This is a genomic window from Kineococcus esterisolvens (assembly GCF_050871405.1).
In the GTDB taxonomy this organism is placed as follows: Bacteria; Actinomycetota; Actinomycetes; order Actinomycetales; family Kineococcaceae; genus Kineococcus.
On the sequence record NZ_JBJLRI010000050.1, the window covers coordinates 1 to 23,943 of the forward strand.

The window sequence follows — 23,943 nt, forward strand, 5'->3', positions numbered from 1 at the left end:
CGCGCCTTCTCACGACCGGCGGGCGCACGGTCTATCGTCAGGCCTCGCTGGGCCCGGAGAGCACAGTGCTGACCCGCCGGCCGCCACCACCACCGAGCCTGCCAGAACAGGACCGGCTGCACCCATGAGGAGAGCACGAAGGGTCCAGGTGGGTACAGCGGAAAGGCTTGGTCGCCTCCATCGTCCCCGACCAGGTCCTGCGTGCCCCAGCACCTTCGCTGTCCTGGCCACCCGCAGCTTCATTGCCGCTACCGGCAAGAGCCTGATGAGTAGACCAAGGGGCGGCGCTACCTCGGCCTGAACCTGCTGACCCGTTGTCGGCTGATTCCGGTCACAGGCAAGAGGCAAGACTTGCCCGAGACCACAGCGGAGGTGCACTCCAACCGCATGATGCAGGCTGTGATGGCCTGACCACGAAGAGCATCACGCGACGAACGTCGCACACCACCTCTGGGGACTTGACCACCGCAGGACCTGATGCCCCACAGGACCTGCGGCACGGTGAGGTCCGCTGCGTGGTGGGGGCCCGCTGCTCGGTGCGGCGGCACTGATCCGTGCGTGACGTTCCCTGCTCAGGCGGGGCCGTGCCAGTGCAGGCACATCACCGTCGCGTCGTCGGCGAGCTCCCCGCCGACGGCGTCTTCGACCGCGGCGGTGAGGGCCTGGATGAGCTGGCGGGGGTGGTCCGCGGCGTGGTCGGCGATGAACGCGGCGAGGTCGAGGTGTTCGGCGTTGCGTTCCAGCATGCCGTCGGTGAGCAGGATCAGGCGGTCCCCGGGCTGCAGCTGGAAGTGCTGCACCTGGTAGCCGAGGTCGGGGCGGATCCCCAGGGGGAGGTCGGGCGTGAGCTGCAGGGGCCGGACCTCCCCGCCGCGCTGCAGGAGCGGCGGTGGGTGCCCGGCATTGACGATCTCCGTGCTGCCGTCGCGGAGGTCGACGGACATCAGCAGACCGGTGACGAAGCCGGGGTCGCTGCTGTTCTCCTCGATCGCCCGGTTGGCGGCACCGGCCATGGTCACCAGGTCGGCGCCGGCGCGGCGGCTGTTGCGCAGACTGCCCACGGCCAGCGTCGCCAGTAGCGCGGCCTCGACCTGGTGGCCCATCGCGTCGGTGATAGAGAGGAACAGCTTCGTGCGGTCGAGGCTGTAGTCGAAGGTGTCCCCGCCGATGTTGCCGGCCGGTTCCAGCCACGCGGCCAGCGTGAAGGTCCCGGCCTCGCAGGTGAACGCGTCGGGCAGCAGCCGGTGCTGGATCTCCGCGGCCAGCACGAGGGGTGTGATGCGGTTGCCCCACTCGTAGAGGTCGGTGTGGCGGCGCTCAGCGGTGATCACCAGGGCCAGGGTGTTGGCGGCGGCTTTGATCAGCGCCCGCACGTCGTCATCGGCCGGCGCCGGGAGCAGGAGCTCCAGGACCCCCATCGCGTCGCCGCGGGTGCTGACCGGGGCCAGGAGCCGAGCACCCGCCCCCTCGGGCACGATCTGCACTTGCTGGGTGAGCACGGCCCGTTCGTAAGGCAGCACGTCGTCGGAGAGGGGCACCTGTTCGGGCGCCCGCTCTCCTGGGCCCTGGGTGGCGGACTGCGTGAGCCGGGTCAGGGACCGTGCGCTGAAGTTGGCGATGAGGAAGCTCACCTGTACGGCGTCCACCTGCCGTCGCAGCTCCCGGGCGAAGACCCGCACCGTGTCCACGGGCGCTGCGGCCTCTACGGCTGCCAGCAAGGCCGGCAACCACTCCTCACGACTACTACGCACCGTCTTACTCTAGTAGCATTCTGTAACAGCAGCGGCGGTCCGCTGCCGCCCCGGCTCAGGTCACCTGATCAAGGCGGTGCTCAAAGGACCGCGCTGGCGCGGCTTCGATGCCAAGCTGCTGGGGTGACTCACAGCCCCGGGGGCGCAGATGAACTGGCGGCGCGGCGCCGCGTCGAAGAACGTGGGGCAGCCCTCGAGGACTCGAGCGAGGTGGGAGTGTCTGGAGGGCGGGATGTCGGGAGACGGGATGCCACCGCCACTGCCCGCCGCAGGCCTGAGGTCGAGGAAGCTGGCGTCAAGGAGACTGAGGTCAAGGCCGGCATCGACTTCGGTGAACGCGGCAGTGAGGAGCCGGCCGGTGATCCATCACGCGCTGCGCAACTTGGCGAGGCTGAAGAGGCGCCCGAGGACGTAGCCGATGAGGTGATCGCGCAGGAGCACCGGGTGGAGCTGGCCGACGTCCTCGCCGACTTCACCCAGGACCTGCTCGCCGACTTCAACGTGGAGCTCGTGCTGCGCAACCTGTGTGAGCGCCTGCCCGCAGTGCTGCCCATCGACGGGGCAGGGGTCTCCCTGGTGGAGCGAGAGCAAGAGCAGGAGCAGCTGCGTTTCGCCCAAGCCACCTCTGAAGACCTCGCCGTGGCCGAACGCTCCCAGTCTCAGGTCGGGGAGGGCCCCTGCTACGACGCCGTCGCCACCGCGACACCGGTGCACGTGGCGGACCTGAGCCAGGAGAGCCGCTGGACGCGCTTCACCCCTGCCGCCCTCGCTGCCGGGGTCCACGCCGTGACGGCCATGCCGATGATGGCCCGCGGGCAGGTGTGGGGAGTGGTGGACCTGTACTCCCGCGAACCCCTGCGGCTGAACGAGGAGGACCTGAACGCGGCACGGTTGATGGCGCAGGTCGCCACCAACTACGTCCTGCACGCACGCGACCGCGAGACCCGCCAACTCGCGGAGGACGCGCTGCGGGTGCAGACCCTGCACGACCCGCTGACCGGTCTGCCCAACCGGGTGCTGCTGCTGGACCGCCTGACCCATGCCCTGGCCGCCACACCCCGCACCGCCGGAACACCGGCGGTGCTCTTCATCGACCTGGACCGCTTCAAGCAGGTCAACGACACCTACGGCCACGCCGCCGGGGACCGCCTGCTCCTCGGTGTGGCCCACGCCCTGCACGCGGTGCTGCGTCCCAGCGACACCCTGGCCCGGCTGTCCGGGGACGAGTTCATCGTCGTGGCCGGCGAGCAGCACCCCGAACGTCGACCCGAAGGCAGCGCCACCCACCTGGCTAGGCGCCTGCTCGCGGCCCTGGAGCACCCCATCAAGGTGAACGGGCACTCCATGGTCATCTCCGCCAGCGTCGGCATTGCCTACGCCACCGATGGCGACACCCCGGAGTCGCTGCTGCACGCCGCCGACACCGCGATGTACGACGCCAAGGCCAACATCGGGACCAACGCCGATGAACGCATCGCCGTCAACGATCGCCGCGATCGTGCCGCCGTGCCCAGTCTGCTGCAGGTGGAAGGTGAGCTGGCCACCGCCCTGGACGGCGGGCAGCTGCGCCTGCATTACCAGCCCGTCGTCGACCTGCGTTCTGGAGCCGTCGCCGGCGCTGAGGCCCTCATCCGCTGGCAGCACCCCTCCCGCGGCTTGCTCGCTCCGGAGGCGTTCCTTCCTGCAGCGGAGGTGACAGGGCAGATCGTCGCCCTGGGCCGCTGGGTCACCACCACCGCGTGTCAGGCCCTGCGCGCCGTCGGTCATCGGCTGCCGGGTGCTGACTTCCGCCTCGCTTTGAACGCCTCACCGCGCGAACTGCACCACCCTGACTTCGTGCCCGCTCTGCGCGAGTCGGTGGCCGAAGCCGTCGTGGACCCGCACCTGTTGTGCGTGGAGGTCACCGAAGCCACCCTCATCTCCGACTTGGGGGAAACCTCCGCCGTCCTGGCCCAGATCCGGCAGTTGGGGGTGCGCGTGGCCGTCGACGACTTCGGCACCGGCTTCTCCTCTCTGGCCTATCTGCACCGCTTGCCGGTGGACACCTTGAAGATCGACCAGTCGTTCGTGAAGACCATGACGACCGCCCCCGCGGGTGAGGTGATTGTCGCCCACGTCATCAGCCTCGCCCATGGCCTCGGTCTTACTGTCACCGCCGAAGGGATCGAGACCGTCCAGCAGCGGCGGCGTCTGCACGAGATGGGCTGCGACCACGGCCAGGGCTACGCCCTCGGCCGACCCGCCGCCACCCTCGCCCCTGCCTGAGCCGACGAGCGCGCCGCGGCCCGCCGACTCGACAGCTTGAGCGACGAAGCCCGACCAGGTCGGCCGGTTTCGATCACCGCCGACCAGGTCGAGGACGTCGTCATCGACACCCTGAAGGACATGCCGAAGAACGCGACGCATTGGTCACGAGCGACCACGTGGGCCTGCCCCGGTTCGCCGGACACGGTGATTGTGTAGTCCAGGCTACTGCGAACTCGAGCTCTGCATTCCGACGATCGAACTCATCCGGACTGAGGTAGCCCGAGCTGGAATGCCGACGGCGCGGGTTGCACCAACCCCCGATCCAGTCGAAGATCGCCGCGTGCACCCCGGCCCGCGTGGACCAAGACTGCCGGTCCGCCAGCTGATCATCGAGGGCTCTTCGGATCCGTGGGTGGGTAGCTCACCCTGATCCACGGCGACGTCGTCGCCACGGACGAGTTCCGTCGGCGGCGAGCAGGATGCGGATGCGGTAGTTGGCGAAGTTCCGGAACCCATGAGCCAGGCGCCGGGTCTTCTCGATGATGAGGTTGATGGCCTCGGTGCCGCCGTTGCTGATGCCGTACCGGGCTGGGTCGTCGTCAAAGTAGGCCAGCATCTCGATCTGCCACGACCGCAGCGTCCGCCCCAGCCGGGCGATTCCCGGGATCGGGCAGCGGTGGAAGCTGTCGAGAACCCGCTGCGCGATGGCCCGGCCCGCGGTCGGGGTGGCGGCGTGGAACATCGAGCGCAGGTCCTGGTAGGCGTACCAAGCCACGGTGACCTCCAGCCCGGGGTCACCAGCCTGCAGCGCCGCCTCGAGGCGGGCCCGGCCACGGTCGGTGAGGTTCTCCCGAGCCGTGGTCAGCAACCGGCGGGAGCGGTACAGCGGGTCGTCGCGGTGCCCGCGCCGGCCCAGGGTGGCCTGCTGGACACGGCGGCGAACCTCGTCCATCGCCGTGGAGGCGAGCTTCACGACGTGGAAGGCGTCCAGAACCGTCACCGTGTCCTCGGGGAGTTCGGCGCGGATGGCGTTGGCGTAGCCGCGGAACGGGTCGAAGGCAGCGTGGGTGATGCCGGTGACGAACTCGCCGGGCTGGGCCCGCAGCCAGGTGGCGTAGACCGGCCTGGAGCGTCCGAGGGTGACGTCGAGCAGGCGGGCCTGGACCCGGCCGTGCTGGTCGAGGGTGAGGTCGACGATGGAGGTGACGGCCCGGTCGCGGTGGCGGGCTGAGGGGCGCCAGATGTGCTCATCGACCCGAGGGTGTCGACGCCAGCCAGTCGCGCGGATCGGGCCGGCGCCGCGTCGAGGTCGTCGGCGGCGTGAGCGCGGATGGCGTCCATGAGGGTGTGCCAGTCCACGCCGAGCTGGCGGGCCAGGGCCGAGAAGGTGGAGTCGTCCCAGCGCAGCGTCTGCATTGCTCAGTCCACGGCCCGGGTGGTGAGTTTGGCCCGCGCCGGCAGCGCAGGGTGCTCCTCGGACCAGACGCCGGTGGGGCAGCGTGGTTCGCGGCATCGCCAGCGCCGTTTGCGCCAGATCAGCTGCACCGGGGTACCGAAGCAGGGTGCGTCGGCCAAGCGGTGCTCGCGCCGGCCGTGATCGGCGGCGAGCACCCCGCAGGTTCGGCAGGCGACCACCTCGTGCGGGCCGGTCTGGACGGTCAGGCGCAGCGGCCCCCGCGGGTGCTCAGCGTCAGGGTCGGGGTCGAGGCGGTGCAGGGCGAGCAGGTGCAGACCATCCAGCCCCAGCAGCTGATCGGCGACGGCACAGGGGTCGGCACCGTGCCGGAGGTCGGACGGCTCGCAGGAGGGGTGCACGGTGCAGCCGTTCGTTGATCGATCGTGGTCCCTCTGATCGTGGCGGGCTTGATCGTTCCCGTCGGCGAGACGCACCGACTTACCGCTCACCACATGATGGCGATGACCGAGCGCAAACTGAGCGCGAGAACCACCCGCACGTCCGCCAGCACCGGTCAACGGGCTCGCCGATCCCGAACACCCGCATCACCCGCGACCGCACGACCTGGTTGCGCGGCTACCTGCACGATCCCGCCGCCGACTTCCGCCAGCACGATCCCGAGCCCCTCGAGGCGCAGCTGCTTACCCTGCACGAAGACGCCACCGCGCTCCACTCGGTCGGCGCCGACCCCACTGCCCCGCAGACCGCCCGCGAAGTCGCCACCACTCCCTGGCCCACGACGGTCGAGTCGACCTGACAGGACCAGCAGCACAGGACCCCCAGCAGGATCAGCAGCACAGCACCAGTAGCGTCGAGCTCAACCAGGATCGACGACACCGACGCCGACACGCGGATCGGAAGGAACTTCATGCGGATCGCTGAGATCCACCTCTACCAGCTCGACCTGCCGTTGAACGGCACCGTCTACCGGTTGTCCGAGGGCGCCTACACCGCCCTGGACTCGACGATCGTGCAGATCGTGTCCGACACCGGGCTCTCCGGATGGGGCGAGACGTGCCCCATCGGCCCGACCCACGCCCCGGCCCACGCCCTCGGCGCCCGCGCGGCCCTGACCCAGATGGCCCCGGGGCTGATCGGTCAGACGGTGATCGGGCCCTCGACGATCCAGCGCGCGCTGAACGGCCTGCTCCACGGCCACAACTACGCCAAGGCCGCGATCGACATCGCGGTGCACGACTTGCTCGGCAAGGCCCACGGCCTGCGGGTGTGCGACATGCTCGGCGGCGCGACGACCGATCAGGTCGACTCGTACTACTCGCTGACGCTCGACGACCCCGACGAGACCGCCCGCATCGCGGCGCAGAAGATTGCCGAGGGCTACCCCCGCCTCCAGATGAAGGTCGGTGGACGGCCGGTCGAGATCGACGTCGAGGCGATCCGGAAAGTGTGGGAGGCGACCGGCTGCACACGGCTCGTCGTCGACGCCAACCGGGCGCTACTCACGCGCGACGTCCTGCGGATCGACCGGGAGTGCGCCGACATCCCGTTCGTGTTCGAGCAGCCCTGCAACACCATGGAGGAGATCGCCGCGATCCGCGCCCAGCTGGACCACCCGGTCTACCTGGACGAGAGCACCGAGAACCTCGGCGAGGTGCTGCGGGCGATCTCGCTGGGGGTGTGCGACGGGTTCGGCCTCAAGGTCACCCGCCTGGGCGGCCTCGGCGCCATGGCCACCGTCCGCGACGTCTGCGAGGCACGCTCGCTGCCCCACACCTGCGACGACTCCTGGGCGGGGACATCATCGCCGCGGCCTGCGTCCACATCGCCGCGACCGTGCACCCTCGTCTGTTCGAGGGCGTCTGGATCGCCGAACCCTTCGTGCACCTCCACTACGACTCGGCGAATCCGGTCCGGGTCGAGGGTGGCCGCATCCAGGTTCCGACCGGCCCCGGACTCGGCGTGGTCCCCGACGACGGCGCCTTCGGCGATCCCGTCGTATCGTTCTCCTAGATCGGCTCGGCCCTGCCGGGTGAGGAGCTCGTCGACCGAAGCCGCGCGGTGTAGGGATGCCCCCCACCACGCCCGCTGCCGCTGACGTGCCCTCGCTGGAGTACCCCGAGCGATTCCTTGCCTTGCTGCATGACTGGCGACCACCTCGACGACCCGGCCGTTCGGGAGCTGCTCGAGCTGGCCCTGACCGATCAGATGGCTGCGGGTCTGTTGAGCTGGTTCCTGCGTGGGGACGGGACCGTCACCGGGCAGTTGTACGAGCGGATGGTTTCGCGAGGGACTTGACTCCTAATACTGCAACGGCACTTGTGGCGGGGTGTGTCCGCGGCGTCGGTAGTGGCAGGTGCGGGCTTGGTGTTGGCGTCGTCGCCGCCAGGTGGACCAGTTCCACACGTGGTCGACGGCGTGTTGGACGGTGAGGACGAGCTTGGCCAGGAGGCGGCGGATCTCGGGTAGTGTGTAGGCGATCATGCCGTGGTCGCCGGTGCGAGAGCCCCCTTTGCGGACGGCGCCTGTGCGACCTGGGCTCGGGTGGCGGCCAGCCAGGCCAGGGTCAGCATCGAGAGGGTGATGTGGGCGTACCAGGCCCGGTAGTCGCGGACCTGGTAGTGATCGAGCCCGGCTTCGTTCTTGGCCTGCTGGGAGCATTCCTCGATGTGCCAGCGGGTGCCGGCGATGCGGGCGAGGTCAGCCAAAGACGCGCCGCGGGGTCCGTAGCAGATGTAGTAGGCCAGCTCCCCGTTCCGAGTCGAGCGCCGCGCCAGCAGCCAGTGTCCCCGCCCGGTGCGCCAGGCGATGCGGACCGGGATCCGGGCCCAGTCGTAGATCCGTTCACCGTGGGCGCCGGGTCCGGTGGAGTAGCGCCGCCACGCCCGCGCGGGCAGCGCGGCGATGAGCTCCGCGGCCCGGGCTTGGTGGGCGTCGGCGGTGATGAGGATGTCGTTGCTCTTGAAGGCCAGTACATGTGCCGCATCACGGTCCTCCAGCCAGACCCGCAGATAGGCCGCCTGGCCGTAGGCCTCATCGGCGGTTACCCACGCGAAGGGCACGCCGGCATCGAAGGCCCGGGCGAGCATGGCAATGGCCTGCTGCGGCTTGGTGGCGAACCCCACCTCGTTCCCGATCCCAGCCGCCCGGCAGCGGTCACGATCATCCGTCCAGGACTGCGGCAGGTACAGCTCCCGGTCGATGAGCGCATGCCCTCGCGGCGAGGCGTAGGCCAGGAACGTGCCGATCTGACAGTTCTCGACTCGGCCCGCAGTGCCGGAGTACTGCCGCTGCGCCCCGCGGAGTGGGTGCCCTTCTTCAGGAATCCGGCGTCGTCCACGATCAACACACCATCGGTGGAACCGAGGTGCTCCACGACGTGATCGCGTACGTCGTCACGGACGCCGTCGATGTCCCAGTCCGCCCGTCGAAGCAGCCGCTGCATCCCATCCGGGGACACCTCACCTGCCTGCTCCGCCAGGGTCCAGCCGTTCTTGCGTTCCAGGCCCGCCGCCAGCCCCGTCACATAGTCTCGGACCCGCGCCCGCGGCTCCGCCCTCCGAAAGCGGCCTGCGATACGACCATGCACCCGGTCAAGCTCCGCCAGAGCAGCATCCACCACCACGAACACGGTGGTCTACTACAGTCGCCATCGCGACACCAACAGCCCGCGACGCTTCACGGCGTCACTATGGCCGTAGGTGCTCGATCGTGACTCCGTGTCGCTCGTGCAGCTCTTGGCAGATCAGTGACCGGTGGCATGCCTCAGGGTCGCGCTCGACGCAGAACAGCGCCGCGGTCTGACCGCTCGGCAGCGCGGAGGCGATCGGTGTGAGGTTGGCCCGGTCGAGGATCTCAGTGGTGTAGCGGTGGGCGTACTCGACCGCCAGTTCGCGGCGCGAGCGTTTGCCGACTTCGCGGCGGTCGTCCTCGGCGTACTGCATATGGCGCAGCTCGGTGCTCGGGGCAAGCTCACGGTGGTGCTCGTAGGCGATCCCGGCGCCGGCGAGAGCGGCCTGCAGCCGACGCGAGTTCGCCCAGGCGTAGTCACGTCCTCGGACACCTCGGCGCTGGCGAACGTCGATCAGAAGACGGACGTGCACCTGCTGCAGACGTTGCCGGAAGGACTCCCCGCAGAAGCCGTACACGCCGATCGTCGCTACTCTCAGCATTGGGAACACCTACCTGACTCATGGTCGTGGCGGCCGCCAACGATGCCGCGGTTGCCCGGGCGATGACCCCGCTCGGCTCGTGTTCGTGACCACAGGCGAGCCGAGCGCACCGGGGAGTCGTGCCGCTCACACATGGATCGGCAGACTGCCGGAGGTCGAGTGCAGCGGGTGATCGGCCACCGCCGGGTCACCCGCGTGTCAACGCTGCTCGTGCCGGCACAACCGGCACGAGCAGCGGTCACGGGTCGGTATCAGGCGACGGCGGTACCCTCGAGCTCGACCATCTGCCCGGGGATCGCCAGCCGTGTCATCCCGAGCATCGTGGTCGTTGGCGAGACCCTGGCGGCGCCCAGCCGCGACGCCAGGACGCCGTAATGCTGGAACAGGAGATCGACATCGGTGGTGTAGACGTTGAGCCGGACGAGGTTGGTCAGCGACATGCCGGCCTCGGCGAGCACGGCCTCGACGTTGTCGAGGCTGAGCGCCAGCTGTGCGGCCATGTCCCCCTCGTGCTGGGGCCTGCCGTCGCCGCTCATGGCGGTCTGCCCCGAGCAGTACAGGGTTCGGGTGTGTCCGGAGACGAGTTCGCCCTGGTTGAATCCCAGCTCCAGCGACCACGTCACCGGATTGACCGCCGTTCGTTCCACTGCCATTTCCACTCCATCCGCTCTGTCGAAGGTCCGACGTCCATGAGCCTCCCAGCGAATTGCGACATCCTTGGTCGTATATTTCGGTAGGGTTTTCGCATGCGTGCTGACCGCCTGGTCTCGCTTGTGCTGCTGCTGCGCCAGCGGGGCCGGCTGTCCGCTGCCGCGTTGGCCCGCGAGCTGGAGGTCACCCCCCGCACCGTGCAGCGCGACATCGAGGCGCTGTCCGCGGCCGGTGTCCCGGTCTACGCCGAACGCGGCCGCCACGGCGGGTACGCGCTGCTGCCTGGTTTCGGGACCGAGCTCACCGGGCTCAGCCACGACGAGACCCTGGCCCTGCTGGTCGCCGGGTCGGGGCACGGGGAGGACGTGTTCGGCCTCGGCCCAGCCCTCGCCTCGGCGGTGCGCAAGGTGCTCGACGCGTTGCCGGAGGGCCATCGGAGCACCGTCAGCGACGCCGCCCGGCGACTGCTCATCGACCCCGAAGCCGACCTCGTCCTGCACCAGCGGGCCCCTGAGGAGGCACCCTCCACAGCGATGATCCAGGTCCGCCGCGCAGTGCTCGCCGGGCACAAGCTGCGCATCCACTACGCGGCCACGGATCAGGCACCGCAGTGGCGCACAGTAGACCCAATCGGCCTGGTCACCGTCGGCACGCGGGGCTACCTGCTGGCCAGGAGATCGGGCGCGGACCGCACCTACCGACTGTCGAGGGTGCTGGCCGCCGAGGAGCTCCCCGAACCCGCACAACGACCCGACCGGGTCGATCTAGACAGGATCTGGCGAGAACGCTGCGACCAGTACCTCTCCGGCGGCGACCAGGTCACCGCGCTCGTGCGGGTGAACCCGGCACGACGGGAGGAGCTGGTAAGCACCGCGCTGGCCGTGCGCGCCGAGGATCCCGAGGAAGACGGCTGGCTGCGGCTAGAGGTCACCTTCCCCGACGCTCAGCACGCCGAGTGGGCGCTGTGGCAGCTCGCCGCAGACGCCGAAGCACTAGCTCCGCCATCGCTGCGCACCTCCCTGCGTGAACGCGCCACCGCGATCACCACCCGCTACAAGACATCGCCCTGAAAGCGCGCCGCTATCGACGGAGCGCCACCGGCGCCCACTCCACAGCGGTGCGATCCAAACGACACCGGGTCCGACGCGCCACGCGACCTTGCATCCAGACGGTCGACACCAGCACCAAGCTCACGCACTCTCCCGCCCTACAGGTGACGCCCCTCCCCACCACAAGTGCCGTTGCAGTACTAAGTGGGGAGGTCAGTACGGCCTTCCCACCTGTAGATCCGAAGAGCCTCATTGAGGATCGCGAAGAACGACTCCGCGACCGCGTTGGCCCAGCACTGCCCCTTCCGACCCACCGACAACCGGACTTCCGCATACCCTGCCGCAGTGATGAACTGCTGCGAGGTGTTGCGACGACCGGTTGAATCCGCCTCGGCAACCGCGGTCCGAGTGGAAGATCACCCCGACCGGTGGACGGCGCTGCTCGCAGGCGTTGCGCAGCGCCTGCTCAACCAGATCGGTGCGCAGATGGTCCGCGGTGGCCCACCCGACGATCTGCCGGGAGGAAATGTCGATCACCGTCGCCAGGTAGAACCACCCCTGCCACGTCGCGATGTACGTGATGTCCCCGCACCAGCGAAAGTTCACCGCGGCGGCGTTCACGCAGAAGTCACGCATGATCGCGTCCGTCGCGGTCGTAGCGGCCGGGTCGGGCACCGTCGTGATCTTCCACCGCTTCGGCTCCCGCCAGCGCAGCCCGGCGGCAGCCATCAGCCGAGCGATCCGCTTACGCGAACGCGCCCGGCTGGTTGCGGCCAGCTCGGTGTGCACCCCCGGCGCCCCGTAGGTGCCGTTCATCGGCGCTGAGCCCCCCGGAGCCGCCGCCGGAGCCGCCACCGGAGCCGCTGCCGTCGTCCCGGTCGGCGGCGCGGACCCACTCAGAAGCCATTGCAGAAGTCCGTCGAAGGCTCTGGCGTGTCGCGGTAAGGCAGGCGCAGCCTGGATCGCATGGTTACCGATGCCCCTGTTCAGCCTCGCCAGCTGATCACTGATGAGCTGTGGGAGCTGCTCGAGCCGCTGATCCCCCTGCCACCACCAGCGGTCCACGCCATCAGGCCCAGACCCTACGGATAGAGCGGAGTTGGGCACGAAGTACCACCTGCTCGTGGCCGCCGACGGGTTGCCGTTGAACGTCGTGCTCTGCGGCGCCAATCGGCACGACTCGCTGTTCCTGGTGCCGCTGCTGGATGGGCAGCGAGGCGTCAAGGGTGTCGGTCGCGGTCGGCCCCGGCGCAGGCCGGCCAAGCTGCGCGCCGACAAGGGCCACGACAACCGCCGGGTTCGTACCTGATCACGTCGGCGCGGCATCGCCCGGATCGGTATCGACTCCAGCCAGCGTTTCGGGCGGTACCGCTGGGTGGTCGAACGCACCGTCGGCTGGCTGCTGAGCTACAAGCGCCTGGCGCTGCGCTACGACCGCACCGCGGCCACGATCACCGCACTGGCCCGCTTGGCCGTCACCCTGATCTGCGCCCGGCGACTATCTCCCGTGGAATAGTGCAACGGCTTCTCGCACACCGCGGTCTCGGTCAGGTCGAAGTCGCGGGCGACCTGCCCGATGGCGCGATCACCGGCGCGGCGCCGCTGCACGATCTCGGCCTTGAACTCAGCACTGAACGACCGGCGCGGCCGAGTCGGCTTCCTCGAGGGGGACACGACCCCCACTCTTTCAAGGGCGCACCCCTGATCTCAGGTGTCAGGCCTGTCGGGGCAAGCCCAGATCGCCAGCGCAGGAGCATCACCTGGCGTGCGGCTCGGCACCGATCAGTGATCTCGGAGGTTCCCTGCAGCAGCGCTCCGCATCCGGCTATCGACCGTTTCTGAGATGGTCGCCGCACCTCGCGACGCAGTGCGATCACTCGTATCGATGGTTGCTGATGAGTCGTTGAGGTCGCCCACCTCGTCGGTGGGTGTGGGCCAGGTCCATGTCAGCGCGGCGGCGGGCAGCGTGCTCACGGCCAGGAACGAGGCAAGGAGCAGCGCTACCCAGTCGACGCTGCTGAACAGGGCCGCACCTCCCTGCTGCGCGAGGAAGCCGTTGAGAGGAGCCAAGGCCACCAGCGCGCCCAGCAGCACCAGCGTCAGGTGATGTTCGCGTCGGTGGGCGACCCCGCGCTCGTCGAGCAGGCCGGCGGGGGCGGTGTCCAGCATCCGGGTCACGCGCCGCAGCTACACCCTGCCAGCGCTGGCCGGCAGCGGCGCTTGGCGTTGGTCGTGCAGGTGCGCGTGCCTGCGGGCGCGCAGCCGCGCGCGGCGTTGCGCGCGGCTGGGGGGTGTGCGGGTCGGTGCGGGGCCCGCTGCGGGCGCGGCTGACGGGGGTGTTCACGCGTCCGCTCCTGCCGTCGGCGTCGTCATCGAGCGCGTCGGGGGAGTTGCCGTGGAGGTCGTAGTGGAGGTGGTGGGGGCGGCGTGCAGCTGCGCCGCCATGGGCGGGAAGGGGCTCAGGGGGAGATCGCCTCGACCGGCAGGGCGAAGTGGACGGCCAGGCGCAGGGCCAGCGGGCGGCGGCCGATGCCCCGCTCGGCGCGCAGCACCGCCAGGCGGTTGTGCGGCTGCCTGGTGTGCGGGGGGACACCTGCAGCCTCCTGACTCGTGCTCGTCACTTCCTCAGTGTTGCGTTTGCGCAACACCCAGGGCGAACAGGACAACGGCGTACTGCTGGAGAGGAGGTGTCGACGACACTGTGTGGTCGAGCGGACAGGGCGTCGGTGAGAGGTGCGCTCTGGGCAGGTGCGTCGATGTCCGCCACGCTCAGATCACGTCTGGACATCGACGTGGTCGGTGGCGAGCTTCCCTGATCGGTGGCTCGCCACCCGGCGAGATTGTCGAGTGTGCCATCAGGTGCCTGCGAGGCGGCGAGAGTGCGAGCGCCTGGCCCCGCGCTACGACACCAGCATCACGATGACAGCGCTGGCCCGTCTGGCCGTGACGCCCATCCGTGCCCGACGGCTGCTCGCTGCGATGTGTTGCCACGGCTCGTAAGGGTTCAGCTCCTGCCACGAGTTTCTGGGGTGTTGTCCAGCAAGGCGCAGAACAGGTGCGCGACGGTCGTGGGGGTGACGCGCCAAGCGGCGGTGCTCGGTGTGGATGCCCTGGTGGGAGTCGGTGCGATCCCGCCCGGCGGGGTGGTGCGCGTCGCGACCCGGGTGCTCGTGCCGCCCGGATCCCGGAGCGGTCCGCAGCGCCGTCCACGTCAGCTCGGTAGCGGCCCACCAGGCCCTACCGGTTCGGCGCCTCCTGCCCGGTGGTCCCCGCCCTTGCCTTCTCTTGAACGAGTGTTTAGCGTATGGAACATGCGTTCAACCTCGTCGCCGGAGGACCTCACGACGCGTGCGCGGATCCGCGACGCGGCGGTGGCCCGGTACGGGCGCGAGGGCTTCGGCGTGGGGCTGCGGGTCATCGCGCAGGACGCGGGAGTGAGCGCGGCGCTGATCGTGCACCACTTCGGCTCCAAGGACGAGCTGCGCGCGGCGTGCGACGCCCACGTGCTGGCAGCGATCCGGGAGTCGAAAGAGCGAGCCCTCGCCTCGGGTGGTGCGCAGGATCTGCTGCTGCAGCTGGCGTCCATGGACGAGTACGCGCCACTGGTCGGGTACGCGCTGCGGAGCCTGCAAGCAGGAGGGGAGCTGGCGAAGGACTTCGTCGAGCACTTCGCCGCGGACGCCGAGGCCTACATCGCCGAGGCCGTGGCGGCGGGGACGATGCGCCCGAGCCGGGACGAGAAGGCCCGGGCCCACTACCTGACCGTGCAGGGCCTCGGTGCGCTGCTGCTGGACATGACCTTGAACCCCCCGGCCGACCCGACGGACGTGGTCGCGATCCTGCACGGCTACCGGAACCGCATGATGCTGCCGACCGTGGAGCTCTTCACGCACGGGCTCATGACGGACAACACCATGCTCGATGCGTACCTGCTCTACGTGAGCGACCCACCGCAGACCTCCACACCTGCTCGCAGCGTCTGATCCGGCGAGGCCGCGCGTCGCGCCGACCACCTCATCTGGCGGTACCCGTAGGGAGCGCACGAGTCATGTCTCCAGTCATCGATGTGCAGGCCCTGACCAAGTCCTTCGGCGCGGTGCGCGCCCTGGACGAGCTCGACCTCACCGTGGTCGCCGGTGAGGTGCACGGGTTCCTCGGCCCGAACGGCGCCGGGAAGTCCACCACGATCCGCGTCCTGCTGGGGCTGCTGCGTGCAGACGCCGGCACGGCCCGGCTGTTCGGCGCCGATCCGTGGTCCGAGGCCGTGGCCCTGCACCGGCGCCTCGCCTACGTGCCCGGTGACGTCAACCTGTGGCCCAAGCTGACCGGTGGGGAGGTCATCGACCTGTTCGCGAGCCTGCGCGGCCGCCTGGACCGAGCCCGCAAGGCCGAGCTGCTGGAGCGGTTCGACCTGGATCCGACGAAGAGGACCCGCACCTACTCCAAGGGCAACCGGCAGAAGGTGGCCCTCGTCGCGGCGCTGGCCGGCGATGTGGAGCTGCTCGTCCTCGACGAGCCGACCTCGGGACTCGACCCGCTGATGGAGCTGACGTTCCAGCAGTGCATCACTGAGGCCGCCGCCCGCGGAACCACCGTGCTGCTCTCGAGCCACATCCTGGCCGAGGTCGAGAAGCTCTGCGACCGGGTCACGATCGTCCGCGCCGGGCGCACCGTGCAAAGCGGTTCGCTGGAGGAGCTCCGTCACCTCACCCGCAGCACCGTGCGCGTCACGACGAGGCAGCCACCCGGCGCGATCGGATCCCTCGACGGGGTGCACGACGTCACGGTGGACGGCGAGCTCTTGACCTTCACGGTCGACGACACCGCGCTGTCCTCGGTGATGAGCGCGCTGGCCGCCGCCGGCATCGCGAACCTCGTGGTCACCCCGCCCACGCTCGAGGAGCTGTTCGTCCACCACTACGACGGCCCTCCGGCACGTTCCGGTGCGGCCAGCACGTCGGGTGGTGCGCGATGACCACGCTCACCCGCAGCCGCGAGAGCGTCCCGGACGCGGCACCGTCATCGAGCACTGCGCTGACCGGCACCCGCCGCCTGCTGCAGTTCGGGCTGCGCCGCGATCGTGTCCGGATGCCGGTGTGGGCCTTGAGCATCGGCGGGCTCATCGCGTACTTCGGTGCGGCCATCCCGGCGGTCTACCCGGACGCCGCCGCGATGCAGACCCGAGCTGAGATCATGAGGGACCCCTCGGGTGCGTTCATGACCGGCCCGGGCTACGGCCTGGACGACTACACGTTCGGGGTCATGATCGCCAATGAGATGCTCGGCATGATCGCCGTGGCTGTCGCGCTCATGTCGATCCTCCTGGTCGTGCGTCACACCCGGGCCGAGGAGGAGGCCGGCCGCGTCGACCTCGTGCGCGCCGGTGCTGTCGGACGCCGTGCCCCGCTGAGCGCCGCGCTCGTCCTGCTCCTCGTGGCGAACCTGGCGATCGCGGCGGTGCTGCTCGCCGCGCTGCTGGTCAACGACCTCGCACTGCCCGACTCGGCCGCCATCGCTGCCGGCGCCGCCGTGGTCGGACTCGTCTTCGGATCCCTCGCCGCAGTCACCGCCCAGTTGAGCGAGCACGCCCGCACCGCCTCCGGGACGGCCGGCGGGCTCCTCGGCTTGGCCTACGTGCTGCGCGGGGTCGGTGATGCCGCCCAGCCTGGCGGCAGCACGCTGTCGTGGATGTCGCCGATCGGATGGGCGCAGCAGACCCGCGCGTTCGTCGATCTGCGCTGGTGGCCGCTCCTTGTCGGCGTCGGCGTGGCCGCCCTGCTGCTGACGGCGTCGTTCGGGCTGGTCGGGCACCGCGACGTCGGCGCCGGTCTGCTCCCGGCTCGGCGCGGTCGCCCCGCGGCGAGTCGAGGACTGCCCAGCCCCACGGGTCTGACCCTGCGCACGGAGCGGGCCTCGATCGCGTGGTGGGCGGTCGGGTTGTTCGTGTTCGCCCTCCTCACCGGTTCCATGGGGCGGGGCATCGTGGACAGCTTCGAGTCCCAGCCCCAGCTCGCGGAAGTCTTCGGCGGTGCTGGCCAGGACGACGTGCTGCGCTCGACCCTGTCCGCGTTCCTGGCGTTCTTCGCCATGGCGGTAGCCGTCCACGCCGTGGTCTCGATCAACCGGCTCAACCACGAGGAGGACGAGGGCCGCACCGGCGTGGTCCTGGCGACTGCGGTCAGCCGCCCGGCGTGGTTGGGTGGGTCTGTCCTGGTGAGCGCTTTGAGCTCGACCCTGCTGCTGCTCGCCTCCGGCTTGGGTGTGGGCGCCGGAGCCGCGAGCTCGGTCGGCGATCCCGGCCTCGTGGGCGCGTTCACGCTCGCCTCCCTCGCCCACCTGCCGATCGTGCTGTGCTTCACGGGGCTGGCCGCTCTCGCCCACGGCCTGCGCGCGGGCAAGTGGTGGCTCTGGGCGCTGCTGGTGGCCTCGATCCTGGTCGGCCTGTACGGGCCTCTGTTCGACCTCCCCGGCGTGGTCCTGGACGCGGCGCCCTTCGCCCTGACCCCCAGAGCGCCCTACGAGACGGTCACCTTGCCTCCACTGGCCCTCATCACCATCACGGCCGCCACCTTGGTGGTCGCAGCCACCGCGGCCCTGCGCCGCCGGGACGTGACCGCATGAGCGTGCAGGTGCCGCACGGCTAGACCGTCTCAGCTTGACTTTCAACCTCCGACTTCCCGGCGCGAAGCCGGAGGTTGAAAGTCGAGCTGAGATGGCGGCCGCACCCGGACGGGCGTCAGGACCGTGCGCATCGGTCACGGTCCTGTGCCGAGTGGGCCAGGGGGTTCGGTGGTGCGTCCTCAGGGGCGGACGTTCGAGGCGGGTGCCGGACATGTAGAGGGTGTGAGCGCCCCCCACCCTGAGGGGACCGGCATGAGCCCGCTGGATGACCGCGCGCTGGACGAGCTGCTGGCCAGGTCCGCACCGACGGTCCCGGTGACCGACGGGGTGAGCCGTGAGATCGACGACCTCGTGCACGCCTGCGCCCCCACCACCCGGGGGCGTCGAGGAGGGCGACGCGGTGGCCGCCTGGCGCGCCGGCTCGCTGTCGGCGGGGCGGCGGGCGTGCTCGCCGTGGCGGGAGTGGGCGCGCGGCGGCTTCGCCGTGGGCGCCGGACTGGCTGGCGTGGGACCGCGTCATCGGTCAGACGCCGGGGCAGTGCGCGTTGCTGTCGGTGAAGGTGGTGCCGTACCACGGCGCCAAGGGTGTCGATGACCCCGCGGTCCTCGCCGGGCGGGAGTACCTGGCCACGATGGACCTCGACGACCTGGACTACTCCCGCCAGCTTCAGGACCAGCGGTCGATGGACGTCACCGACGGGGTGACGGGTGAGTACCTGGGCACGGGCGAGGAGCTGTACACCGAGGACTGGATCGAGTTCAACGCGTGGAGCCAGGCCATCAGCGCAGCCGTCTTCGACGAGGTGCGGCGGCAGGGCTACGACGTCTCGAAGGTCTCGATCGAGGGTCAGAGCACCGGCTGCGCCGAGGAGATCGAACGGACTCCCGGCCGGTGAGCGCTGCGGACGAGCGGGTCGCGGATCTGCTGGCCCGGCACGCCGGCGATGTCCTGAGCTACCTGCGCCGGCGCACCGCCGATCCCGAGGACGCTGCCGATGTGCTGTCCCAGACGCTGACGACCGCTTGGCGCCGATCGGCCGACCTGCCCGCCGACGAGGAAGGGGCGCGCCGGTGGCTGTTCACCGTGGCTCGCGGCACGTTGGCGAACCACCGACGCGGTCGGCACCGCGCCGATGACCTGTCCGCCCGACTGCGCAGCGAGCTCGCGGCTGCGCAGCGGATCGCTGACGCGGCCGGGCCGGATCACGTCGCTGACGCTGTGCGGGAAGCGGTCGGGAGGCTACCCGCGGCGCAGCGGGAGCTGGTGATGCTGGTGCACTGGGACGGCTTCACGCTGGTCGAGGCGGCGGCCGTCACGGGTGTGCCGGCCTCGACGGCGCGCACCCGGTACGCCACGGCGCGGGTGGCGTTGGCCCGGCTGCTGCAGGGCGAGTCGACAACGGCCATGCAGGAGTGAGGCGAGGCGGGGAAGTCAATCCGGCCTCGCTGTCGACTCTTCTGCGTCGCACCATCCATGCCACCTGCGTGCCCGGCTCGCTGAGCGGGGGAGTTCACCGAAGAGCCCTCGCCTGTTGTTGGGCTCGCCGACCCTGGAGGCGTGATGGGTGAGGTGCCAGAGACGTGCGTGCGTCGCTCGGCCCGGTGCTCGTGGTGGCGCTGATGCTCTTCGCCGGCTCGATGCTGGTGTGGGTGATCTGGCAGCTGACCGCCTCGGGTCGCCCGCCGCAGGCGTTCAGCGACCGGGAGCCGTACCCGCGGTGCCCACCGGTCACGGTGGCGCAGGGGCAGGCGTCGGGCCAGGTGTCGGGGGAGCAGGCGGCAGCGGCGCCGTGGGAGGCGTGCCTGTCGAGCGCGGACGCGCAGCACGACGGCGCGGAGGTGCGGGTGACGAGTGCGACCACGGAAGGGGACCCGATCAGGACGTACTACCGGCGGGCGCCCGGGGGTGGGGGTGCGGAGGTGTTCATCGACGCCACCGCCGACTCCTTCGGTTCCGGGGAGTGGGAGCACCTGCGGTGCGCGGACGTGGCGGCGCTGCGCACCTTCGAGGGCTGCTGGGCTGCTGGGCTGCTGGGCTGCGTGAGCGCGCTGACCGTGCGCTGTGGGGTCCCTCGGCGGTGCGGCGGAAGCAGGGAGGGCTGCTCAGCTGCTGCTGGACGCTGCGTGGGTGGGGATTGATTACGGGCGCCGGCGCTGCCGGCACCGCGCCACGACCGAGTGGGCCGCTTCACGCGGTGAGCGGACCTCCTCGTCGAGGTGGGCCGTGGCACTGCTCACCGGTAGTGAGGTTGCTCCTGGGTCGGGTCGGCGAGCACGACGTCCAGGCCGCGGTGGTGCACCAGGGCGTCGAGGGCCTGCGGGGTGGCCCCGATGCCCGCGTAGTGCGGATCGACGTCGCGCACGAGGCACCAGGCGCGGTCGGCGGGCCAGACGAACGCCGGATCGGGGGCGTGGCCGCTGCGCCCTAGCGGCAGGGCTGGGCCCCAGTCGCCGACGTCGCCGGTGCCGCCGACGAAGAGGTAGTAGTCCCGGTTCGGCAGGCGCACCTGCGCCGGGTGCTCCTGCGGCGCCCCGGGGTGCGCCGATCGCGGCTGCAGGCCCGGCTCGAACCCGGCCGAGGGCTCGTGCAGCAGCGGGGCGCCGTCGTCGAGGCGGCGGCCGCTGCCGGTGACTGGGCCACCGGGCAGGCGCGGCCAGGTGCCCCGGTCGTCGTATGCGGGGTGGCCGGGACCGGCAGGGTGCAGGCCCCAGCCGTCCCACAGCAGGAAGAAGCACCCCTGCGGTGTGGTGGTGAACGCGGCCAGGACGTCGACCGCGCGGCGCAACTGCTCGGTTTCTGAGACCTGCACGAGGGAGTCGCCGGCGTCGCCCTCGCTCTGGCCGGAGCCGGTGGGATCGGGCAGGAAGCGCAGCCGCGCGTAGGTGGGGAACCCCGCCGGTCCCAGGCTGACCAGCCGGTGCCATGGTTGGGGGTCGTCCCGGAGCCAGGCCGCTGGTGCGGTGTCGGTGCACAGGCTCATGCTCACCCGATCATGATCGGTGTCGTGCGGTGAGGCCCGCACGTCATGCAGGTGTTGCGGCCGCGCGGCTCGAGCAGGTGCGCGATCGGCGGGATGACCGTGCAGTCGCCTGTCGCGAGAGGCATAGCGGTCGTCATGGCGCGGCGGACCCACCCGACAGCCGACAGTTGCAGCTTGCTCGCCAAGCTCAGCTGGTCGGGCGCCAGGTACGGCTCGAGCACCTGCATCGCGATGATCTACGTGCTGAGGTGCGGGGTCCTTCAGGCGCGGTCCCCGAACGTCGATGCACGTCCGTGCGTCCTCCGCGTCCTGCCTTCTCGATCTCCCTCGTCATCGCCGCGCTCAGTGCGTCAGCGGTCTTGGCCGTGCCGCTGGTGCAGGAGCGGATCGACTCCCCGCGCGCGGAGCGTGCAGCCGCACTGGCACGATCTCTCCCTGCCCCCGACGGTGGAACGCATTCGACGAAGTGCAGCGGGGACGGGCTGGTCGGCTGCTGGCAGGTGCACCAGTCTGTACCGACGATCTCAGGCAGCATGACGAAGGCGTTGCAGGCGTCGGGCCCTGAGCTGGTCACGGAGGAGTGCAGCTCCCTCTTGTCCATTCCGACGGTGACGGAGCCGCTTCCCGTCGAGTCGTGCCTTGCAGCCCTGCACATCCATGATCACGGCGTCATGGTCGACACCACGTCGTTGATCGAGAGGGACGACGAGGGTGTTCCCTTCGCAGCCGGCGCACTGGTCAGCGTCTTCGCCTACTGATCTCACCCAGCGTGTCATCCACGTGAGCGGGCGGAAGGCGTGTGTTCCTCGCCGACGCGTGTTTCACACATGAGGCGGGATGACCGTTAGATCTAGTGAGCCTTTTCCATCCCGCTGACGAGCGGGGTTGCGGTCGGTGTGAACGAAGCCCCTGGTAGGACGGGGTGTCAAGGCCCGGGTTCGATGGAGGGCGTCAAGCAACGCTCAGCCGGTGATCATCACAGGGTGGTCGGCGAAGCGGGCTTCGTACTCAACGGGTGGGACCATGCCGAGCTCACCGTGCAGGCGGCGGCGGTTGTACCAGTCCACGTACTCCGCCACCGCGATCTCCACGTCGTCGATGCCACGCCAGGGACCCTCGCGACCGGGCAGGTGCGGGTTGCGGATGCACTCGGACTTGAAGAGGTAGTTGAACGCCTCCGCCATCGCGTTAGCGTAAGAATCGCCAGTGGAACCCACCGAGGCGACCGCCCCCTCGGTGGCCAGGCGCTCGCTGTAGCGCATCGCGACGTATTGAACTCCTTTATCGACTCTTCGGATTCGTGGGTGGTGGGGACGCCCGCGGACTGCTGGGTCAGACGACGCGCTCCGCAACGGCGTCGCCTGGTCGCGTTGTCAGGCGCCCTGACCGTGGCTGGCGCGGTGGGCGGTGACGGCGTCCATGTTGTCCTGAGCCCACGCGCGGAGATGGCTCACCACCCGGTGCAAGGACGCACCGAGGTCGGTGAGCTCGTAGGTGACCGTCACCGGCACCGTCGGGGTGACGCTGCGTGTCACCAGGCCGTCGGCCTCCAGGGACCGCAGCGTCTGGGTCAGCATCTTCTGGCTGACGCCCACCAGCAGTCGGGACAACTGGGAGTAGCGCAGCACCCGAGGCCCCGCGGGCTCGTCGTCGTCGCGCTGGGCTGCAGCTTCACCGGCCAGGGCGCACAGGATCAGGGTGACCCACTTGTCGGAGATGCGGTCCAACAGCTGCCGGCTCGGGCAGAGCGCCAGGAAGGCGTTGTACTGCTGCCCAGCGGCGCGCTTGGCCTCCTCCCTCGCCGGCTCCGCGGTCCGGGCGGTCGGGCGAGACGGTGTCGTCGCGGTCATGCTGCCCTCCAGACGTTAGTGGTGCGTAACGCACCTAAAAGTGCCTACTTCCCGATGGAGAGCAGAGGCGTCAGTCTCGTCCATGCCGCCTCGGGGCGCTAGTAGCGCGACCGCGGTCATCGAGACGAACACCCAGACCGACATCGGGAAAGGCCCCATTGTGAGCACCACCTCCACCACCTCCATCACCTCCACCAGCGACGCCAGTGGCACTACCAGCGATGGCATCGGCTCCATTCCCACTGCTCTGCCCGGCGGCACCTGGACTCTGGGTGATCGTGAGGTCACCCGCTTCGGCTACGGAGCGATGCAGCTGGCCGGTCCCTGGGTCATGGGCCCCCCGGCCGACCACGACGGCGCTCTGGCCGTCCTGCGCGCCGCCGTGCAGGCCGGCATCACCCACATCGACACCTCCGACGCCTACGGCCCCCGGGTCACCAACGACCTCATCCGCGAGGCCTTGCACCCCTACCCGCAGTCACTGTTCATTGCCACCAAGGTCGGTGCGAAGCGCGACGCCCAGGGCGGCTGGCCCATCGCCCGCCGACCCGAAGACCTGCGCCGCCAGGTCCAGGACAACCTCCAGGCCCTGGGGGTGGACGTGCTGGACCTGGTGAACATGCGCATGGGCGATGCCAACGGCCCTCAGGATGGCTCGATCGCCGAAGCTTTCGAGACCCTCGCCCAGCTGCAGCAGGACGGCCTGATCCGCCACCTCGGCGTCAGCAACGTCACCGCCGAGCAGGTCGCCGAGGCCACGGGCATCGCTCCGATCGTGTGTGTGCAGAACATGTACAACCTTGCCGTCCGTCACGACGACGACCTGCTCGACGACCTGGCCCGCGACGGCATCGCCTACGTGCCGTTCTTCCCCCTGGGTGGGTTCACCCCCCTGCAGTCCGAGGCGCTGTCGGCGGTGGCGCAGCGGCTGTCGGCCACGCCGATGGCGGTGGCTCTGAGCTGGCTGCTGCAGCGTTCTCCGAATCTCCTGCTGATCCCGGGCACGAAGTCCGTGACCCACCTGCACGAAAACATCTCCGGCGCGGCCATTTCCCTGTCGGAGCAGGACGTGGCCGAGCTGGACACCATCGCGCACTGAGCACCTCCCCGGGGGCGCATGTTCCTCCGGAGGGGATTGGTCGCTGAGCGTTGGACAGGGCGGAAGTGGCGGTGAGCTCGACCTGTGCCGCCGACCGGCCAACGCTCA

The 23,943-nt window shown here is 70.0% G+C and carries 24 protein-coding genes and 3 pseudogenes; 14 read left to right on the forward strand and 13 right to left on the reverse strand.

Features of this window, described 5'->3' with window-relative positions:
* Positions 1-572: 572 nt before the first annotated feature.
* Complete coding sequence (locus ACRYR8_RS14875) at positions 573-1,718, reverse strand: PP2C family protein-serine/threonine phosphatase (RefSeq protein ID WP_432485292.1); 1,146 nt, start codon at positions 1,716-1,718, stop codon at positions 573-575.
* A gap of 156 nt (positions 1,719-1,874) precedes the next feature.
* Here ACRYR8_RS14875 and ACRYR8_RS14880 point away from each other — a divergent pair, with 156 nt between their 5' ends.
* Positions 1,875-4,016, forward strand: coding sequence for a putative bifunctional diguanylate cyclase/phosphodiesterase (locus ACRYR8_RS14880; protein ID WP_432485290.1), 2,142 nt, complete (start codon positions 1,875-1,877; stop codon positions 4,014-4,016).
* Positions 4,017-4,419: 403 nt separating this feature from the next.
* On the opposite strand, the gene ACRYR8_RS14885 is transcribed toward ACRYR8_RS14880, so the two are convergent.
* Together ACRYR8_RS14885 and ACRYR8_RS14890 are read right to left on the reverse strand one after the other, a co-directional pair.
* Positions 4,420-5,511 (reverse strand): ISL3 family transposase, encoded by a 1,092-nt coding sequence (locus ACRYR8_RS14885; RefSeq protein WP_432485288.1) that lies wholly within the window; start codon positions 5,509-5,511, stop codon positions 4,420-4,422.
* A complete protein-coding gene (locus tag ACRYR8_RS14890) occupies positions 5,418-5,903 on the reverse strand; it encodes a transposase family protein (protein WP_432485286.1) in 486 nt (161 codons plus the stop codon). The genes ACRYR8_RS14885 and ACRYR8_RS14890 overlap by 94 nt, the downstream gene beginning before the upstream one ends.
* 119 nt (positions 5,904-6,022) lie before the next feature.
* On the opposite strand from ACRYR8_RS14890, the gene ACRYR8_RS14895 reads away from it, so the two are divergent.
* From ACRYR8_RS14895 to ACRYR8_RS14905, 3 genes and pseudogenes are all read left to right on the forward strand, one after another.
* Entirely contained in the window at positions 6,023-6,211 is a 189-nt protein-coding gene (locus ACRYR8_RS14895) for a hypothetical protein (RefSeq protein ID WP_432485284.1), read from the forward strand.
* A 111-nt stretch (positions 6,212-6,322) separates the two neighbouring features.
* A pseudogene (locus ACRYR8_RS14900) lies at positions 6,323-7,425 on the forward strand (mandelate racemase/muconate lactonizing enzyme family protein).
* A 129-nt stretch (positions 7,426-7,554) separates the two neighbouring features.
* Entirely contained in the window at positions 7,555-7,710 is a 156-nt protein-coding gene (locus ACRYR8_RS14905; RefSeq protein WP_432485282.1) for a hypothetical protein, read from the forward strand.
* A gap of 182 nt (positions 7,711-7,892) precedes the next feature.
* Here the strand turns inward: ACRYR8_RS14905 and ACRYR8_RS14910 are convergent.
* The 3 genes and pseudogenes from ACRYR8_RS14910 to ACRYR8_RS14920 all read right to left on the reverse strand — a co-directional run bounded on the left by ACRYR8_RS14910 (position 7,893) and on the right by ACRYR8_RS14920 (position 10,231).
* Positions 7,893-9,037, reverse strand: a pseudogene (locus tag ACRYR8_RS14910) (IS701 family transposase).
* Between the two features lie 64 nt (positions 9,038-9,101).
* Positions 9,102-9,584, reverse strand: a complete 483-nt coding sequence (locus ACRYR8_RS14915; RefSeq protein ID WP_432485280.1) for a DUF488 family protein, N3 subclade — start codon at positions 9,582-9,584, stop codon at positions 9,102-9,104.
* Between the two features lie 251 nt (positions 9,585-9,835).
* A complete protein-coding gene (locus ACRYR8_RS14920) occupies positions 9,836-10,231 on the reverse strand; it encodes a RidA family protein (RefSeq protein ID WP_432485296.1) in 396 nt (131 codons plus the stop codon).
* A gap of 99 nt (positions 10,232-10,330) precedes the next feature.
* Between ACRYR8_RS14920 and ACRYR8_RS14925 the strand changes: the two genes are divergently transcribed.
* Entirely contained in the window at positions 10,331-11,305 is a 975-nt protein-coding gene (locus tag ACRYR8_RS14925) for a helix-turn-helix transcriptional regulator (RefSeq protein WP_432485278.1), read from the forward strand.
* Positions 11,306-11,533: 228 nt separating this feature from the next.
* On the opposite strand, the gene ACRYR8_RS14930 is transcribed toward ACRYR8_RS14925, so the two are convergent.
* Positions 11,534-12,073 carry a DDE-type integrase/transposase/recombinase gene (locus ACRYR8_RS14930; protein ID WP_432485276.1) on the reverse strand — a complete coding sequence of 180 codons (540 nt, stop codon included), beginning with the start codon at positions 12,071-12,073 and terminating at the stop codon, positions 11,534-11,536.
* A gap of 280 nt (positions 12,074-12,353) precedes the next feature.
* On the opposite strand from ACRYR8_RS14930, the pseudogene ACRYR8_RS14935 reads away from it, so the two are divergent.
* A pseudogene (locus ACRYR8_RS14935) lies at positions 12,354-12,800 on the forward strand (transposase); the annotation flags it as partial.
* A 266-nt stretch (positions 12,801-13,066) separates the two neighbouring features.
* On the opposite strand, the gene ACRYR8_RS14940 reads toward ACRYR8_RS14935, so the two are convergent.
* Together ACRYR8_RS14940 and ACRYR8_RS14945 are read right to left on the reverse strand one after the other, a co-directional pair.
* Positions 13,067-13,462 (reverse strand): hypothetical protein, encoded by a 396-nt coding sequence (locus ACRYR8_RS14940; RefSeq protein WP_432485274.1) that lies wholly within the window; start codon positions 13,460-13,462, stop codon positions 13,067-13,069.
* Between the two features lie 281 nt (positions 13,463-13,743).
* Positions 13,744-13,905: a hypothetical protein gene (locus ACRYR8_RS14945; protein ID WP_432485272.1), complete on the reverse strand. Its 162-nt coding sequence runs from the start codon at positions 13,903-13,905 to the stop codon at positions 13,744-13,746.
* A gap of 690 nt (positions 13,906-14,595) precedes the next feature.
* On the opposite strand from ACRYR8_RS14945, the gene ACRYR8_RS14950 reads away from it, so the two are divergent.
* From ACRYR8_RS14950 to ACRYR8_RS14975, 6 genes are all read left to right on the forward strand, one after another.
* Positions 14,596-15,267, forward strand: a complete 672-nt coding sequence (locus ACRYR8_RS14950) for a TetR/AcrR family transcriptional regulator (RefSeq protein WP_432485270.1) — start codon at positions 14,596-14,598, stop codon at positions 15,265-15,267.
* A gap of 65 nt (positions 15,268-15,332) precedes the next feature.
* Complete coding sequence (locus ACRYR8_RS14955; RefSeq protein ID WP_432485268.1) at positions 15,333-16,259, forward strand: ABC transporter ATP-binding protein; 927 nt, start codon at positions 15,333-15,335, stop codon at positions 16,257-16,259.
* Positions 16,256-17,905 carry an ABC transporter permease gene (locus ACRYR8_RS14960; RefSeq protein ID WP_432485266.1) on the forward strand — a complete coding sequence of 550 codons (1,650 nt, stop codon included), beginning with the start codon at positions 16,256-16,258 and terminating at the stop codon, positions 17,903-17,905. Before ACRYR8_RS14955 ends, ACRYR8_RS14960 begins: the two co-directional genes overlap by 4 nt.
* A 545-nt stretch (positions 17,906-18,450) precedes the next feature.
* Positions 18,451-18,801, forward strand: a complete 351-nt coding sequence (locus tag ACRYR8_RS14965) for a hypothetical protein (protein ID WP_432485264.1) — start codon at positions 18,451-18,453, stop codon at positions 18,799-18,801.
* Positions 18,798-19,322: an RNA polymerase sigma factor gene (locus ACRYR8_RS14970; protein ID WP_432485262.1), complete on the forward strand. Its 525-nt coding sequence runs from the start codon at positions 18,798-18,800 to the stop codon at positions 19,320-19,322. The genes ACRYR8_RS14965 and ACRYR8_RS14970 overlap by 4 nt, the downstream gene beginning before the upstream one ends.
* A 164-nt stretch (positions 19,323-19,486) precedes the next feature.
* Entirely contained in the window at positions 19,487-20,044 is a 558-nt protein-coding gene (locus tag ACRYR8_RS14975) for a hypothetical protein (protein WP_432485260.1), read from the forward strand.
* 95 nt (positions 20,045-20,139) lie between these two features.
* On the opposite strand, the gene ACRYR8_RS14980 is transcribed toward ACRYR8_RS14975, so the two are convergent.
* A complete protein-coding gene (locus tag ACRYR8_RS14980; protein WP_432485258.1) occupies positions 20,140-20,892 on the reverse strand; it encodes a hypothetical protein in 753 nt (250 codons plus the stop codon).
* Positions 20,889-21,113: a hypothetical protein gene (locus ACRYR8_RS14985; RefSeq protein WP_432485256.1), complete on the reverse strand. Its 225-nt coding sequence runs from the start codon at positions 21,111-21,113 to the stop codon at positions 20,889-20,891. The genes ACRYR8_RS14980 and ACRYR8_RS14985 overlap by 4 nt, the downstream gene beginning before the upstream one ends.
* 138 nt (positions 21,114-21,251) lie before the next feature.
* On the opposite strand from ACRYR8_RS14985, the gene ACRYR8_RS14990 reads away from it, so the two are divergent.
* Complete coding sequence (locus ACRYR8_RS14990) at positions 21,252-21,644, forward strand: hypothetical protein (RefSeq protein WP_432485254.1); 393 nt, start codon at positions 21,252-21,254, stop codon at positions 21,642-21,644.
* A 204-nt stretch (positions 21,645-21,848) separates the two neighbouring features.
* Here the strand turns inward: ACRYR8_RS14990 and ACRYR8_RS14995 are convergent, their stop codons facing one another.
* Both ACRYR8_RS14995 and ACRYR8_RS15000 read right to left on the reverse strand, forming a co-directional pair.
* Complete coding sequence (locus tag ACRYR8_RS14995) at positions 21,849-22,148, reverse strand: integrase core domain-containing protein (RefSeq protein ID WP_432485252.1); 300 nt, start codon at positions 22,146-22,148, stop codon at positions 21,849-21,851.
* Positions 22,149-22,259: 111 nt separating this feature from the next.
* Positions 22,260-22,736: a winged helix-turn-helix transcriptional regulator gene (locus ACRYR8_RS15000; RefSeq protein WP_432485250.1), complete on the reverse strand. Its 477-nt coding sequence runs from the start codon at positions 22,734-22,736 to the stop codon at positions 22,260-22,262.
* A gap of 226 nt (positions 22,737-22,962) precedes the next feature.
* Between ACRYR8_RS15000 and ACRYR8_RS15005 the strand changes: the two genes are divergently transcribed.
* The gene (locus tag ACRYR8_RS15005) at positions 22,963-23,835 is read left to right on the forward strand and encodes an oxidoreductase (RefSeq protein WP_432485294.1); all 873 of its coding nucleotides are present in this window, start codon (positions 22,963-22,965) and stop codon (positions 23,833-23,835) included.
* Positions 23,836-23,943: the final 108 nt, after the last annotated feature.